The organism is Verrucomicrobiota bacterium (assembly GCA_019247695.1).
Classification (GTDB): domain Bacteria; phylum Verrucomicrobiota; class Verrucomicrobiia; order Chthoniobacterales; family JAFAMB01; genus JAFBAP01.
Map to the genome: position 1 here is coordinate 1 of JAFBAP010000099.1, position 15897 is coordinate 15897.

At 60.5% G+C, this 15897-nt stretch carries 11 protein-coding genes; 6 read left to right on the top strand and 5 right to left on the bottom strand.

Translation table 11 applies throughout. The features are described from left to right. Positions 1-240 precede the first annotated feature (240 nt). Together JO015_10895 and JO015_10900 are read right to left on the bottom strand one after the other, a co-directional pair. Positions 241-600, bottom strand: a complete 360-nt coding sequence (locus JO015_10895) for a hypothetical protein (GenBank protein MBV9999604.1) — start codon at positions 598-600, stop codon at positions 241-243. Positions 601-738: 138 nt separating this feature from the next. Then, a complete protein-coding gene (locus JO015_10900; GenBank protein ID MBV9999605.1) occupies positions 739-3636 on the bottom strand; it encodes a response regulator in 2898 nt (965 codons plus the stop codon). A gap of 424 nt (positions 3637-4060) precedes the next feature. Between JO015_10900 and JO015_10905 the strand changes: the two genes are divergently transcribed. Further along, a complete protein-coding gene (locus JO015_10905) occupies positions 4061-5725 on the top strand; it encodes a hypothetical protein (protein MBV9999606.1) in 1665 nt (554 codons plus the stop codon). Positions 5726-5758: 33 nt separating this feature from the next. On the opposite strand, the gene glf is transcribed toward JO015_10905, so the two are convergent. The 3 genes from glf to JO015_10920 form a co-directional block, all read right to left on the bottom strand. Beyond that, complete coding sequence (glf, locus tag JO015_10910) at positions 5759-6949, bottom strand: UDP-galactopyranose mutase (GenBank protein MBV9999607.1); 1191 nt, start codon at positions 6947-6949, stop codon at positions 5759-5761. 37 nt (positions 6950-6986) lie between these two features. Then, a complete protein-coding gene (locus JO015_10915) occupies positions 6987-8165 on the bottom strand; it encodes a glycosyltransferase (protein ID MBV9999608.1) in 1179 nt (392 codons plus the stop codon). A 100-nt stretch (positions 8166-8265) separates the two neighbouring features. Continuing rightward, positions 8266-10185 carry an ABC transporter ATP-binding protein gene (locus JO015_10920; protein ID MBV9999609.1) on the bottom strand — a complete coding sequence of 640 codons (1920 nt, stop codon included), beginning with the start codon at positions 10183-10185 and terminating at the stop codon, positions 8266-8268. 237 nt (positions 10186-10422) lie between these two features. Between JO015_10920 and JO015_10925 the strand changes: the two genes are divergently transcribed. The 5 genes from JO015_10925 (at position 10423) to gatA (ending at position 15810) form a co-directional block, all read left to right on the top strand. After that, positions 10423-12927: a family 1 glycosylhydrolase gene (locus JO015_10925; GenBank protein ID MBV9999610.1), complete on the top strand. Its 2505-nt coding sequence runs from the start codon at positions 10423-10425 to the stop codon at positions 12925-12927. Positions 12928-13001: 74 nt separating this feature from the next. Beyond that, positions 13002-13613 carry a hypothetical protein gene (locus JO015_10930; protein MBV9999611.1) on the top strand — a complete coding sequence of 204 codons (612 nt, stop codon included), beginning with the start codon at positions 13002-13004 and terminating at the stop codon, positions 13611-13613. A 22-nt stretch (positions 13614-13635) separates the two neighbouring features. After that, positions 13636-14049, top strand: a complete 414-nt coding sequence (locus JO015_10935; GenBank protein MBV9999612.1) for a hypothetical protein — start codon at positions 13636-13638, stop codon at positions 14047-14049. Beyond that, positions 14046-14333 (top strand): Asp-tRNA(Asn)/Glu-tRNA(Gln) amidotransferase subunit GatC, encoded by a 288-nt coding sequence (gene gatC, locus JO015_10940; GenBank protein ID MBV9999613.1) that lies wholly within the window; start codon positions 14046-14048, stop codon positions 14331-14333. Before JO015_10935 ends, gatC begins: the two co-directional genes overlap by 4 nt. A gap of 4 nt (positions 14334-14337) precedes the next feature. Next, positions 14338-15810, top strand: a complete 1473-nt coding sequence (gatA, locus tag JO015_10945) for an Asp-tRNA(Asn)/Glu-tRNA(Gln) amidotransferase subunit GatA (protein MBV9999614.1) — start codon at positions 14338-14340, stop codon at positions 15808-15810. The last annotated feature ends 87 nt before the right edge of the window (positions 15811-15897 follow it).

A 15897-nucleotide genomic window follows, 5' to 3' on the forward strand; every position in this document is an offset into this window, starting at 1 on the left:
AACTCCGAACTCCGAACTCCGAACTCCGAACTCCGAACTCCGAACTCCGAACTCCGAACTCCGAACTCCGAACTCCGAACGCCGAACGCCGAACGCCGAACGCCGAATGCCGAACGCCGAACGCCGAACGCCGAACGCGACACCCTCATCATTTGCGGCACTTTTCCGCTTGTGGCATTTGTGGCATTCTCTGCCGCTCCGAACCCCGAACTCCGAACTTTACCCGACACCCGACACCCGTTACTTCTTCATTTGTGGCATTTCGACAAGCCAGGCGTACGCGCGCCCGGCATGCAGCGTCGGCCGCCGGTGCTGTACTTCGTCCGGAAGCCGGCGGAGCTGGACGATGTCGCATCCGGGCACGAAGCCTTCAGGCAAGTCCTTCTGAATGGTTTGAAGCGCGGTCTGCTCAGCGATTTCTTCGGCGAGGCATCGATCCACGTCGGCTGAATGGTGGATACCCATAAACCTGGCCATCCCTTCCGGTTCGACTTCGACGACGACGGTACAGCCCTTCAGCGAGAAAACGTCGTTCGGTGGATCAAACGCATTACACCCGTTGAAACTGACTTTAAAAACAAAAAGGTTTGGTTCGTTCACGCTGAGGCTGCTCCGTTGAAGCTTTGCCGGGCCGTAAGCCGCGCCCGTGGGTTTGCTGAGCGACCTGGCAGGGCGAACCGGCCTTCACGGATGCCCAGAAAACATCCACAGGACGTTATCGGCACGGTGCCGCCGGGATTAAACCGGTGTGTGGCCTGAGTCGTGCAGCGATGATTTTTCGTGAACCGCAGGCAGGAACTCTCGTATCCGGTTCAGGCCGTGGACGACTTCGGCGTACGCCTGGCCAGCTTCCTGAAGGCGGCCTGAACGCCCCATACGCTCCAGGTCTCGCAAGGGAGGCACGACCGCCGTCATCCCGCAGTTGGCGCTTGCGCCCGCATAGGCGTGCGCGAGTTGCGCAAGGTCTTCTGCCGCGCCGTTCCTGATGGCGGTGTCCAGCCCGGCAATGAAATCGGCCGACTGCTCAAAATAAAGGTCAACCATTTCAACGAGCAGCCCCGGATCATCGTCGGTTACCTCCCTCAATCGTGGCGCGTCGACGGGAAGCGGACACGGGGCCGGTTCCGCGGGGGGATTGATTCGGGCCGGGACAGGCCCGGGCGCGCCGGCCGGGGACGGCCGGTAAGCCGCCGGCAATCGCTCCGTTCTGCTTCGGGTCGCCGCGTTTGACCGCTCAAGGGCGGCCCGGAGTTCCGGCTCGCGGACCGGCTTGGCGAGGTAATCGTCCATGCCGGCCGCGAGGCACCGTTCGCGATCGCCCGGCAGGGCGTGAGCGGTCATCGCGATGATGTAGACGGGCGGCTTCCACGGGCAGGGCCGGTCCGGATTTCGTTCGCGCTCGCGAATCGCGCGCGTCGCCTGGTAGCCGTCCATGTCCGGCATCTGGCAATCCATGAGAATAACGTCGTAATCGGTGCGCTCAAGGGCGCTGAGAACTTCGAGCCCGGTAGCCACGGTGCTGGTGCCGTGGCCGAGTTTACGCAACTGAGCCAAGGCGACCTTTTGATTCATGGCATTGTCCTCTGCCACCAGAATCCGCACCTTACGAGCGTCTGGGGCGGGAGGGGTCGAGGCCTTCTCCGGCGGCGCCGCCCTCGTCGCCCCGGTCACGGCATCCTCACCGGGCGCATTGCCCACCACGCTGACCAGACACTCCAAGAGGCGCGCTTTTCTGACCGGCTTGACCAGGTAAGCGTCGAGACCCAACTCCTTCATCTCCGACGGACTCAAGACCTGCCCGAGCGAGGTCAGCACGATGAGCCGGGTACCGGAAATCAGTGGGTCAGCCCTGATGGCGCGGGCAAGCATGATGCCGTCCATTTCAGGCATTTGCACGTCCAACAGCGCGACCTCGAATGGCTCACCCGCAGCGGCGGCGGATCGGAGGAGGCGCAGCGCCTCTTCCGCGCTGGAGGCGCTGCCGGCGTGCATCTTCCAGACGGAGGTCTGGTGGCAAAGAATCTCCCGGTTGATCGCGTTATCGTCGACCACCAGCACCCGTACGTCCAACAGGTCACGGCTGATTTGATCGTCCCGGCGCGCGCCGGCGGCCTGTTTTTGAAATCGGGCCGTAAACCAGAACGTCGACCCTTTGCCCGGTTCACTGTGCACCCCGATATTGCCGTGCATCAGGGTTGCCAACTGCTTCGCAATCGCAAGCCCCAGACCAGTCCCGCCGTATTTGCGCGTGGTAGAGGCGTCAGCCTGGCTGAAGGCCTTAAACAGACGGCTCTGCGCCTCGGGTGCAATCCCGATACCGGTATCTTCGACGTCAAATCGGATGACCGCATCGGACTCAGTCTCGCTCGCCAGAGAGACGCGCACGATTACCTGTCCCGCCTCGGTGAACTTGATGGCGTTGCTGATCAGGTTATTGAGAATCTGGCGCAGCCTTCCGGGATCACCGCGCAGGTGTGCGGGCAGGCAGGGGGGTATGGCGCCGGCCAGCTCGAGCCCTTTGGCCTGGGCGCTTTCAGCCAGGACCTGCAAAGTCGCCTCAACGGTCTCAACCAGATCAAAGTCCAGGTGCTCGAAGGTGAGCTTGCCGGCTTCGATCTTGGAGAAATCCAGAATGTCGTTAATGATCGCCAGAAGTGCGTCTGCGCTGGTGCGGATGGCCTCGGCGAATTCGCGTTGCTGCGGGTTCAATGCGCTGTCAAGCAACAAGTCAACCATCCCGATCACCCCGTTCATCGGGGTGCGAATCTCATGGCTCATGTTCGCCAGAAACTCACCCTTCGCCCGGGCGGCAGCGTCAGCCGCCTGCTTGGCCTGTCTCAATTCCTGTTCCGCAAGTTTGCGTCCGGTAATGTCACGCGACAATCCAAAGGTGCCGATCACGTTGCCGGCCGAATCGCGCAGGGGCATTTTGGTGGTCGAGACCCACGTTTCGCGTCCGTCGGGCCAGGTCTCCTTTTCCTCGATACCGATCAAAGGCTGGCCGGTTGCGATGATCCGGCGCTCATCGGCCAGGGCTTGGCTCGCGTGCGCGTCGGTAAAGATGTCAGCGTCGGTTTTACCGAGAATCTCCGACTGATCCTTGCAGCCGGCCATGGCGAGCACGCCGTGGCTTGCGGCCAGGAAGCGGCTTTCGCGGTCCTTGAAGTAAATGTTGTCGGGGAGGTGCTCCATGAGCGTGGACAGGAAATCCCGGTCCCTCATCAGCGCGGCTTCGTCACCGTTGGGCCCGGTTACCTCCCGGCACACGCCGATGACGCGCTGCGGGTGTGTCCCGGTGCCGCGGCAGACTTTGAACCACATCTCCAGCGTGCGTTTGCGACCGCTTGCGGGGTCAAGCAGCTGAAACGTACTGCTGCCCTGCCCGCCGTGTGCCGCCAAGGCGGCCTCGATCTCGCGGCTCAGCCGCGCCCGGTCACCCGGCTCCAGGAGCGCGAGGAAGTCTTCGTGGCGGCCGGAGAAACCGCCCGGCGCGAGACCGCAGAGAGCATGCATCCGGTAATCCCAGCGCACGCGGCCGTTGGGCAGATCCCAAGCCCACTCGCCCAGTCCCGCCGTCTGGAGGGCTAGATTCAGGCGTTCCGGCAATTGATCCTGAGAAGAGAGCGTGTCAGTCATACAAGGGACGCGCGGCGCGAATGTCGTGTTGCATTAGGTTAACGTACGGCGGCAGCCGAGGTTTAACCGAGTAATCATTATAATTGCTAGAATCTGCTCGAGGGACGGCAGCCCGGGGCGCCGACTTGCCCTCCAGGGCCATTTGTTTCGTTAAAGGTCGTTAAGGGGCGCCGGCAAAGGGTCGCCTCTGGTCTTGGCCTTGCCACAGGGCGGTGGTGCTTGCGCCTGGCCGCTGCAGGCGCGGTCGATACCCGGAAAACGCTTCAAGCGCTTTTGCGGCCCGCACCAGGAATAAATTACGCGGCCATTTTGCCGATTATGCGCTTCGGGACCCCGTGCCTTGGCCGGCGGGACGGTAAAATTCGTCGAGGAGGGCGACCGCACAGAAAACCACGTTGAATTGTAACCGAAAAATTTTAGGCCGATGCGCCAGAAGACATGCCAGAATAAAATTTCTGGGGACTCGGTCGCCATCGATATGACCGCCGCGGCCGCCGCAAGCGTCCCGCCACCACCTTCCTGCTCAGCGCCTGAGTTCACCGCTTCGGCTGAGGGGCTCTTCCGTCGTGAGGAGCTTCGCCTCCGGATCCGTGCGGAGGAACATTTTTTCTGGATGTTTCTAATTCAGTGGATTGCCGGGATCATCGTCTGCGGGTGGGTGTCGCCGCTGGCCTGGGAAGCAACCCAGGCGTCCCTGCACGACCGCCTGATCATTCCGGTGGGACTCGGCGGGCTGCTCGTGGGCACCCCGATGGCGCTTATCCGCTTTTTTCCAGGCGTTTGGTTCACGCGCCACGTCGTGGCCGCGGCGCAGATGCTGTTTGGGGCCTTGTTGATCCAGGCGACCGGGGGCCGGGTCGAAACGCACTTTCATGTGTTCGGGTCCCTGGCGTTCCTGGCATTCTATCGCGACCCGTGGGTCTTGCTTACCGCGACGGTGACGGCCGGGCTTGACCAGGGACTCCGTTCGCTTTTCTGGCCGGAGTCGGCATTCGGGGTGGCAACCGGGAGCTTTGGCCACGCCCTGGAACACGTCTGCTGGATGCTGTTTGAAGACACGTTTCTGTTCTCGTCGATCGCGCTGAGCCGGCGGGAAATGTCGCGACTGGCAAGGGAAGAGCACCATCGATTGCGCGCCATCACGACCGAACTTGCGACGGCCCAGGAAGATGCCGCGTTGATTCTGGCGACCGTTCTGCAAGGGCTGTTCCTGCTCGCTCCGGATCTTCGCATCCGCGGCGATTACTCGCGGGCATTAGAAAGCCTCTTGCGCCGCCACGACTTGGTCGGGGCCCACTTTCTCGAACTGCTACGCCCGTTGGTGTCCGAAGAACTCTATCGGCTGACGGCGGACTACCTGAACCTGATGTTCGACCCGCGAAAAATCGAATTGCTGCTGGCCAGGTTTAATCCGTTAACGTGCGTTGAGATCACCTTCGACGGCCCTGACCATAAGCTTTGCCGTCGCTATCTTGAGTTCGGCTTTCACCGGGTACAAAACGGAAAAGAGATCAGGCACCTGCTGGTGTCGGTTCAGGACATTACGGAGCGGGTAACGCTGCAGCATCAGGTGCTGGAGGCGTCGTACCGGGAAAAGCGCCAATTGCAGATGGCGCTGGAGATGCTGATGGTGAGGCCGCGGCAACTGGAGCGGTTTGTGAGCGATTCGCGGGAAGCCTTGAACCGCGTCAACCAGGCGCTTTGCGGCAACGGGAAATTCGGTTCGGGTTATCTTCGGGACCAGGAACTACGGTCGCGCCTGGCGGCGGTGTTGCACCAGGTTCGAGCGGTCCGGGCGTACGCTGAGATTTGCAAGCTGACGTTTTTCGCCGACAAGGCGGTGGCGCTGGAGCGCCGGATCACGGAACTGCAAAAACGTCCGAAGCTGGACGGGGAGGATTTCCTGCCAATTACCGTCGGGCAAGCCGAGATGGTGGCAGACCTTCAGGGGGTCACGACGGTGCTGGCGCAATTGTTAGACCGTGACGAAAAAGCGTCCGGCGAACGATTCTCGCGTTCCCAACCTATACCGAAGCCGACCCAGGCGCGGAGCACCGTCTCAGCCACCAACCCCGCCGCGAAGTTCTGAATCGCGATGCCGCGCCGCGGCGGCTCGCCTGTTTCAGTTTACCGTGGCGAGCACCGTAGAATGCCCGTTGGTGAAGTGAACCCGGCTGGCCCGCGCAACCGTAGACCCGCTGCTGCCGTCGTCGGTGCGTTTCTTCAGACCGCTCAGTTCCGCGTACAACGTCAAGGCCGCGCCGACGACCTGATCCATGTTGTAATACCGGTAGGTGGCTAACCTGCCGACGAAGTGCGTATCCGGCGTTTGTGCGGCCAAGGCTTGGTATTTCTTGTACAAGGACGCGTTCTCCGGACGGGGCACCGGGTAGTAAGGGTCACCTTCGGAAGACGGGAACTCGTAAAGGATGCTCGTCTTGGAGTGCTCCTGCCCGGTCAGGTATTTCATTTCCGTGACGCGGGTGAACGGGTGTTCGTTCGGGTAATTAATCACCGGCGCCGGCTGGAAGACGGGCCGGTCATGGGTTTCATGTTTGAAGTGCAACGACCGGTACGGGAGTTTTCCGTAACAATAGTCAAAAAACTCGTCGATCGGGCCGGTGTAAATCATTTCGCGAAACGGAATCAAGGCCGCCACTTCGCGGTAATCGGCGTTCAGCAGGACCTTGATATTCGGATGGTCGAGCATGTTCTCAAACAGCCGGGTGAAACCGAGCAACGGCATCGCCTGGTAAACGTCGCTGAAATACCGGTCGTCACGGTTCGTGCGCGTAGGGACGCGGCTGGTAACGGAGGCGTCGAGTTCCGACGGATCCAGTCCCCACTGCTTCCGCGTGTAACCCCGGAAAAATTTCTCGTACAGCTCCCGGCCGACTTTGCTGATCACCACGTCCTCGCTGGTACGGATGACGTCCCTTTTCTCGGCCTTGCTTCTCAGAAAATCCTCAACCTGCGAGGCATTCAGGTTCAAGCCGTAAAGTTTGTTGATCGTATCCAGGTTAATCGGGATGGGCACAAGCTGGCCGTCGACGCTGGCGAGCACGCGATGTTCGTAGGTACGCCATTCGGTGAAGCGCGACAGGTATTCGAAGATGTCTCTGGAGTTTGTATGGAAGATGTGCGGGCCGTACTTATGAACCAGGATGCCCGCACGGTCATAATGATCGTAGGCATTGCCTCCGATGTGATTTCGGCGGTCTATGATCAGTATTTTTTTGTTAGATCCACACGCGAGCCGTTCAGCTAAAACGCTGCCGGCGAACCCTGCGCCTACGATCAAGTAGTCAAACATAAATTGTTTTCCTCACAATTTTTCACACGCGTGCCAATCACGCTCCTGCTCCTATTACGCGCTTCGGTTGAGCCGACGTCAGAAACTCCTGGATATGCCGCTCCAGGTTTTCGACGATAACCTCCCACGTATTGTTTGCCGCCATCGTCAAACCACGGGCGATTTTGTCGCGCCCCGGCGTTTCTGCGGCGCGCTTGCAGCGGGCGCAGAATTCGTCGTGGGATGACCCGATCTCCACGACGTCACTGAACTGGAGGACGACGTCCTCGATCGGCGTGGAAACCACCGGGCGGCCTGTGGCCATGTATTCAAGGATCTTGGTCGGATTGATATATTCGGTGGCCTCGTTAAGGGCGAACGGCACAAGGCACACATCGAAAGCAGCCGCGTACCGGGGTAGGTCTTTGTAATCTCGTCCACCTAAAAAGTGCAGGTTTTGGCGTTTGGGGAAATCAGCCGGGTCGACTTTGATCCAGGGTCCCACGAGCACCACGCTGCCGCCGGCGTTATAGCCGGCGAGGCGACCCAACAGTTCATAGTCCATCCGTTCGTCGATAACGCCGAAAAATCCGTAAATGGGTTTGGGAAGTTGCGCCACCTCGGGTGGAAGCTCAATGCAGGGATCCTGCGCGCGAGAAAAATGTCTAACATCCACTCCACACCCATAGGCATGCGTGTTCGAATTGAATTTCCGCTTTTCCTGACCCAGTTTGGGACCGCCGGCAAACACGACGTCAGCAACGCGCAGTAGTTCGCGTTCACGGTCCACCAGGGCCGGAGGAGCGCCGCGGAACTGACTCAGCTGATCCATGCAATCGTAGACGATGCAGATCTCACCCATTTTGCCCGCGAAGGCGGTCACAGCCATCGGATCGTAAAACCATTGCACCGGGTTTCTGAACCGCAGCCCCAAGGGGCCCGACAGAACTTCCTTTACCAACCGGCGGCGCTCATCGTCGACCCACGCTCCATCCTCCCACCGGGCGCCCGGCATCGCCATGCGGAGCACGGTGATGGCCGGAAATTCAGCAACTTCACGAATCTCAAGGCGAGCTTGATCAATGTTCGGGTCCGGCACCGGTCCTTCCACAAATAGCACCGGATGGCGGGAAGAAAGGCGTGACAGGAACTGTTGCGGTCTCTGCCATACCCAATCCCATCCCAGGTGCGAATGAACAATGATTGGGTATTCCGGATTTGATAACGTGAGATTCATGCTTGGTTACTCCTACGGTTCGCGGGTCCGCGATCATGCGGAACCACTGGCCTTGCAGGAAAATTCTCCTTCTCTTCGTATGGTAAGAGCCTCCTGACCGTCAGAAAGCTCCTGATGGTTTGATCAGGTTTTTTACTGGTAAATCAAACTTGTCACTTTCGACCATTTTTCGAAACAGACCCGGCCATTCGCTAAGCGCCCGGAACGTTCCGTCCTGCACGATCTGGCCCCGTTCAATCACCAGCACCCGGTCACAATTTTTGACGGTTGAGAGCCGGTGCGCGATAAAGATTGCGGTTCGTCCGACCAGTAGGCGCTCGAGGGCTTCTTTCACGAGGCGTTCACTCACCACGTCCAAGGCACTGGTGGCCTCATCGAAAAGCAGAAAATCAGGATCATGCAATAAAGCCCTGGCGATGGCCAACCGCTGGCGCTGGCCCCCGGACAAGCGGGTGCCGCCCTCACCGATCGGCGTTTCGAGCCCTTGTGGAAGTTCACGGATAAACTCCCACGCGTTGGCCAGTTCGCACACGCGGCGGCAGTCAGCTTCGCTCGCGTCTGCACGCATGAGCAGCAGGTTTTCGCGGATCGTGGTCGCGAAGAAGTACGGGTCCTGCGGCACGACCCCGAATCGGCGGCGCACGTCGGCGGTGTTTACGCGGCGCAGGTCAACATCTCCAATCCGGATGGCTCCCTCGTCGGGATCGTAAAGGCGGAGAAATAGTTTTGCCAGCGTCGTTTTGCCGGATCCACTCGGGCCGACGAACGCGACTTTCTGGCCGAAGGGAATCGTGATGTTGATATTTCTGAGGATCGGCTGGCCGGGTGTGTAGGCGAAACTGACGCGGGAGAGCGTGATAGCGGCCGTGGCCGGTAACGTGCGGCGTTCTTCCGGGGCGGGATCCGGGGTGGTGGTGTCCGTCCTCAGCACGTTGACGAGCCGCTTGAGGCTAACCTGCGCCTGACCATGCATGGTCCCCACGGTGAAAAGACAGTTCAGCGGCAACTGGAGCGCGGCGTAGGACGCGAGAAACGCGACGAGTTGTCCTTCACTCAGGTGGTGGTCAAGGTAGCGCCACGTGCCGACGGCGCAGAGCAGGACGAAGCAAAGGTAATTGAGCGCTTCGGCACGCATGTTGACGCGGTGCGTCTCCACGTCGCGCTGGTACGCCTGCCTGCGCAGCTGGTCTGCATTCTGCCTGAAAGTCTCTCCCATCCGCTCTTCAACGGCATGAATCTTCACATCGCGGTTGCCGCGAAATATGTCGGTTACCCGGCCGATGATCCGGGTTTCTGCCGCCTGATACCGCTGGAACAGAGACTGCAGCCGGCTGCTGCCGTAACGCATTGTCAGCACGGTGGCAATTACCAGGAAAAGCAACACGAGGCTTAGGCTCCAGTCCCAGAATAAAATCCAGACGCTTGAGACGAGGAAAGTGGTAATCGAGTTAGGCACGTTGATGACGGCGTTATGAAAGAACATGCTGATGTCCATCACCGGTGAACCCATCACGTAGGTAAAGAGTTCACCGCTTGAATGACGGCCATGGAAACGCAGGCAGAGGTGATTGATGTGGCGGAACAGCCGGACCCTAAGCTCGAGGATGATTTTCTCGCGGACGGAGGTAAAAATTTTGTAGCTCCCGAACCAGGCCCCCATCCGGACCACGAAAGCCGCGAGCAGATATATTCCCATCAACATACCGAGCCGCTGCAGCCGCTGGACCGGGGAGACGTTCGCAGGCCGCATGACGTCATCTACCAAATACCGAGGGATCAAGGTCTGAAAGGCGATGGCGAATCCGGGCAGGGCATTCAGCAGAAGGGCAAGGGCAATGGCGTACCGGTGCTTATACGCATACGGCTTGATGAGTTGCCAAAGGGTCTCAGGGTATTCCTGATTTTTGGACCGGGGAAGGACCCGATGCATCGGAATAGATGGTTCCCACAGCGCAGGATTATCTCCGTAGCATTCCGGGCTCCCTACCACCATAACTTCTTGTTCCTGAATCGTCTCCACTGTATATCTCCCTCTTTATCTGGGCTAACCCCGAACCGAAAAGCGAACGGGGACGGAAATTTGGCTGGACGGGCGCTCAAATTCTGTGTTGGTTGCAGACTCTTTTCGCATAGCAGAGCGTTTTGGGCGGTGGAATTTAAAGAAAGCAGAAATTCCGACCCCTGGTCAGTGTGCTGAGACAGAAAGCCCGCCATCCTCCGTAGACGCATCTTCACTTAGTTTTATTTACCGCAATCCATGGAACACATCGGTTCGCGTCCTTACAGGTCCAATGAAGCTTGGCGGCAGCCATTTCGTTGGGTGTCCGGCATTGAAGGCTCGATTATTCCACACCTCAACATCGACCAGTATCGCTGGACACAACACGATCGACTTTGGAAACAGGACCTTGAACTTACAGCGTTGGATCTTAAATGCCATTGGTTGCGGTATTCCCTTCCGTGGTCAGCTATCCAGAGCACCCCAAACAGCTGGGATTGGTCGTGGTGCGATGACCGCTTTGACGTAGCTGCGAAGCTCGGCATTCAGTTAATTGTTGACCTGGTGCATTTCGGCGTGCCGGCCTGGTTGCAGGATGCATTCGGCGATTTGCTGTTTCCGGACGCACTGGAAGCCTTTTCCCGGGAATTCGGCCGGCGCTACCGCGGGCATCCGGCCGTAGCGAGCATTTGTCCGGTTAATGAGCCTCTCGTGACGGCTTTTTTCGCAGGAGACGCCGGTTTATGGCCGCCGCACGGGACGGGGTTGCAGGGCTACATGGTGCTTTTGTCGCGTATTGCGCAAGCGCTCTCCCGCTCGATCCGGGCCCTTCGTGAAACCATGGGTGAAGTCGAGATCATCCTTTGCGATTCGCTGGAGGTCGCCAAGACGGACGAACCTGACTCCAGTGAAAAGACGAGCCCGCACCTGACGGAATCACTTGGTGCGGACGTGGCGCGCCGGATGGAACGGCGCCACGTCGTGATGGACCTGGTGCTCGGCAGGATTGGTCCCAAGCACCCGTTACGGCAGTGGCTTCTGCAGCACGGGATGCCGCTCTATGACCTGAACTGGTTTCTGCGGCACCCCCAGGAGGTCGACGTTATCGGACTCGATTACTATTTCCACACGGAGGTCGAGCTCTACACCAGCCCGGAAGGGTATTACCGGCAGCGTCCGGCCCGGAAGCCCTACGGCCTTTACCGTGCGACCCAGGCCTACTGGCACCGGTACCATCTGCCGTTCATGATCACCGAAACCAGCGCCGCAGGGACGGACGCGGAGAAGCTCGCCTGGCTCGAAAGGTGCGTTGAGGATGTGCGCAGGCTGCGTGCGGACGGCTTTCCCTGCATCGGGTTTACGTGGTGGCCCCTGCTGGATCACCTCGACTGGGACGGGGCGATGCTCCATCAGACGGGCCATATTCATCCGGTCGGGATCTACTCGTTGCGCCGGACTGAGGAGGGTGAACTCGTGAGAGAATCGACGGGACTGGCTGACCGGTTCCGCGCCCTGGCCCAGGGCGGTGACGCCGCGGTCGGGCCGGTGGCCGCTGAACGCCTCGTCGCGCGCGCCGGCACTGCGGCAGCCCGGAAACGGACTCCGGCCCGACGGGCGGAACCACCGCAGGCGGCGCAACCGCCGCTCGTCATCTACAGCCGCCATGCTTGGGAGGCATTCCGGAACCGGCCGCATCATCTTGCCCGGCAGCTGTCGGCGGATCGCCGGGTGCTGTTCATTGAGCCACCGGTATCTCCGTTTGTCGCGCAGGCGCCGGTCCGGGCTATCCGGCAGGTTGACGGCCTGCCTCTGCTTCAGGTGTTCAGGGGCCCGATGTTCCGTTCGGGCACGCCGTCGCAAGCCTATGACGCGATGCTCGAACACCTTGCCTCAGAATGCGGGCACGGCGGTTTTCCGGTGCATGAAGCCATCCATTGGGTACAGGATGCCCCGCTCGGGTTGCGGCTGCGGGACAGGTTTGGCGAGGCGCCGCTGGTGTTCGACGTTCTCGCAGGAGAAGGGGGGACCTTGCCGCTGTGCAAGGTCGCCGACGCGGTGGTCTTCCGAAGCCGAAGCCAGCAGGCGCGTTTCGGACCGGCGGTTCGGGGGTTGAATCGTTTTATCCCCGACGGAGTCGACGTCCGGCATTTTCTGAAAGCGATTCAGACCCATACGGCGGTGCCGCATGACAGCCGGTTCATTCATCGCCCGGTGCTGGCGTATGCAGGCACCATCGACGAGCGCCTCGATCTCAAGCTGCTGGCCAGGCTGGCGGCTGAAACCCTGGACTGGAACGTGGTCATGCTCGGGCCGCTGGCGCGGATTTCACCTGAGAGCTTGCCGCGCATGGGAAACATTTACTGGCTGGGCTCGAGGCCGTACGCAGACCTGCCGAATTACCTGCGCGGGGTGGACGCCTGCATCATCCCGTTTCGCCAGACGGCCGAGATCAACGACTACATGCCCGGGAAGGTTTACGAATACCTCTGCGCGGGCCGTCCGGTCGTCGCGACCCAGATACGCGAGCTTGCCGGCCGGGATTTCCAAGGGGTGCACGTGACGACTTCCCGGACCGAGTTTGTCAGGGCCTGCCACGAGGCAGTCTCGCCGATGATGGCGGCAACCCGGCGCGAGCTCATCCGGCAAGTGGCGGGACGAAACTGGCGACAAGCCGGCCTGGAAGCCGGCGAAGTTCTGAACCATTTCCGCGCCGGCCGGGTAACGCTGCGAACGCCGCATCCTGTACCCCTGAGGCCGGTATGAGTTTCACCCGGAGTTTGGCGTCACGAATAAGATTTTCGTTGCGGGACGAGGTAAATTCCTAAGAATGGAGGGCCATGGCGGAGCCCGTGAAAGAGCGGTACGTTGAATCACCTGAGAATCAGGCTGATTCCCCGGAGGAACTCGATAACCAGGTACAACGTGCCCAGGAGCAACTTCTCCAGTTAAAGCGCCAGCAGGAAATGATCGAGCGCCAGAAACGGGAGCTCGAAGAATTAAGCCGGAAGCAGGAGGAACTGGAGCGGGGCCGCGCTGAGATGATCGAGAAGCTGAGCCGTTCGATGGTGACCATCGAACGTGAGACTTACGAGGCGGAAAAAAGGGTGGAACAACTGCGTGCGACCAACGCCGCGTTCCTTCAGCACCTGGATGCGCTGGAACGGATCAACCCGAAGAACTGGAGCAATGCGGACCTGCATAAGGAGCTCAGCAAAGCCCTGAGCTCGGTTGATGACGCGCGGACGGAGTTCAATAAATCGATCACGAAGATCAATGCCAAGTCAGGCGAGGAGTTGCTCGCGCCGGTCACGGCGATCGGCGGGTATGACGACGCGGCGGAGGCGGGCGCAGTGAATTTCGGGCTGTGGCTCAAGCGAGGCCTGGCTTTCACCCTGCCGCTGATCGTGTTCGGGATCATTGCCCTGGTGATCACGCTGTGCTTGCGGTAAAGAGGAGGTCTCAAGGGCGGATATGGCTCGAAAAGCTCGATTTAACGGCTCGCCCATTAACGCGAAGCAGCAGGAACTCTCGGAAAGGGAGCAAGCCCTGCAACGCGAGATGGCCCGCTGCAAGCGCCTGATTGAGGAAGCGCCGTTGCGGGCCAGGCAGGCGGAGGAGCGCCGGGAACAAGAACGCGTGGAGCAGAGCGAACGGCGCCACCAGCAGGTCGTGCTCCGAACGAACACCGGCAGGAGCCCTTTTGATGCGTCGGATGTGCTCCACGGCACCGGGGACGAAGAATCGGGAGATGAACGCCCGACGAAGCCCCGTCGCGCCCAGCGTCGTGCCGCCCGGACCCAGTTGGCGGTGATGCTGGTGGCGGTGATGGTGGCGGGTGCATTTGTACTTTTTTTACTGGTCCAACTGATCCAGCATCTGGGATGAGTCCGGAAGATCTCGATGTCGAGTACGTCGCCGAATTAGCCCGCATCAAACTCACCCCCGAAGAGGTTGCCACATTCCGGTCTCAGCTTGGGCACATTCTTGATCACGTCGCCAAGCTGAACCGGTTAAACGTTGCCGGAGTGGAGCCTACGGCCCACAGTTTCCCTCTCTACAACGTATTTCGGGCCGACGAGGTAAGGCCGGGCCTGCCCAGGGAAGACGCGCTGGCCAACGCTCCCCGCCAGGCACAGGGATTATTTCTGGTGACGAAAGTTTTGGATTAAGGCTGTGGATCAGATCTTTACGCTCGATGTGCACGGGTTGCGCTCGAAGATCGCCGCAAAGGAAGTGTCGCCCATTGAGGTGGTGCGGGCCTTGGCGCGCCGGATCGAGGCGGTGGATCCCGCGATTCGGGGGTACCTTTCCTTTGACCTGGAACAAGCGATCCGCGACGCCGAAGCAGCTGACGTGACCAGGCCGCTCGGCGGTGTGCCGATCGCGATCAAAGACCTTATCAGTGTCCGGGGCGCACCCTGCACGTGCGGGTCCAAGATCCTGGCCGGATACCGTGCCCCGTACGACGCGACGGTGATTACCCGGCTGCGTGCGGCCGGGGCGATACCGTTCGGTCGCGCCAACATGGATGAATTTGCCATGGGATCGTCGACCGAGAATTCAGCGTTCGGCCCCACCCACAACCCGTACGATCCGGCTCGAACCCCGGGCGGTTCCAGCGGCGGGTCGGCGGCGGTGGTGGCATCCGACGAGGCGTTCACTGCGCTGGGGTCAGATACCGGAGGTTCGATTCGCCAGCCGGCGGCCTTTTGCGGGTGCGTGGGTCTGAAACCGACTTACGGCCGGGTGTCGCGTTACGGTCTCGTGGCTTTTGCATCGTCCCTCGACCAGATCGGCCCGTTCACGAAGACTGTCCGGGATGCGGCCTTGCTCCTACAGGTGATTTCGGGCGTGGATCCCTGCGACTCCACGTCGCTGAACGAACCCGTGCCGGATTTCACGGCCGGCCTCGAACGGGGGGTCAAGGGAATGCGGCTCGGGCTGCCGCGTGAATACTTCATCAGCGGGCTGGATCCGCAGGTGGAGCGGGCCGTCCGCCGGGCGGTTGACCATTATGGGAAGCTCGGTGCCGACGTCGTGGAGGTTTCGCTCCCCCACACCGAGTACGCGCTCAGCACCTACTACATCATCGCCCCTGCCGAGGCATCGGCAAACCTCGCACGCTTCGACGGCGTCCGGTACGGTTACCGGGCGGAACAACCGGCGGACCTGCCGGACCATTACGGCCGTACCCGGGAAGCGGGATTTGGGGCGGAGGTAAAACGCCGGATCATCCTGGGCACGTACGCGTTGAGTTCGGGGTATTACGACGCCTACTACTTAACCGCGCAAAAGGCGCGTACGCTCATTCGTGAAGATTTTTCCCGCGTGTTTAAGGAGGTTGATGCCGTGATCTGTCCTACCTCGCCCACGCCGGCGTTCAAACTGGGTGAACGGGCAAACGATCCGCTGAGCATGTACCTGGCCGACGTTTTTACACTGGCTGCGAACATCGCCGGGATTTGCGGCATCAGCATTCCCTGCGGGTTTGCGGAGGTGGAAGGCAAATTTTTGCCGATCGGCCTCCAGATCCTCGGCGACACCCTCGAGGAAGCCCGGCTCCTGCAGGTCGCCAACGCGTACGAGCAAACGACCGACTGGCACAAACGGCGGCCCGGGCTCGCGGGCGTAACGGGTAACGCGTAACGCGTGGCGGGTGGCGGGTGGCGGGTGCATTTGCCGAGGTTGCTCTTCCCATGTCAGGCAAGGTCGCGAACGCCGTCAACGCGTTAC

Coding starts and splice junctions, on each gene's coding strand:
- JO015_10900 (MBV9999605.1), bottom strand. CDS start 3,636: ATGACTGACACGCTCTCTTCTCAGGATCAATTGCCGGAACGCCTGAAT.
- JO015_10905 (MBV9999606.1), top strand. CDS start 4,061: ATGCGCCAGAAGACATGCCAGAATAAAATTTCTGGGGACTCGGTCGCC.
- glf (MBV9999607.1), bottom strand. CDS start 6,949: ATGTTTGACTACTTGATCGTAGGCGCAGGGTTCGCCGGCAGCGTTTTA.
- JO015_10915 (MBV9999608.1), bottom strand. CDS start 8,165: ATGAATCTCACGTTATCAAATCCGGAATACCCAATCATTGTTCATTCG.
- JO015_10925 (MBV9999610.1), top strand. CDS start 10,423: ATGGAACACATCGGTTCGCGTCCTTACAGGTCCAATGAAGCTTGGCGG.
- JO015_10930 (MBV9999611.1), top strand. CDS start 13,002: ATGGCGGAGCCCGTGAAAGAGCGGTACGTTGAATCACCTGAGAATCAG.
- JO015_10935 (MBV9999612.1), top strand. CDS start 13,636: ATGGCTCGAAAAGCTCGATTTAACGGCTCGCCCATTAACGCGAAGCAG.
- gatC (MBV9999613.1), top strand. CDS start 14,046: ATGAGTCCGGAAGATCTCGATGTCGAGTACGTCGCCGAATTAGCCCGC.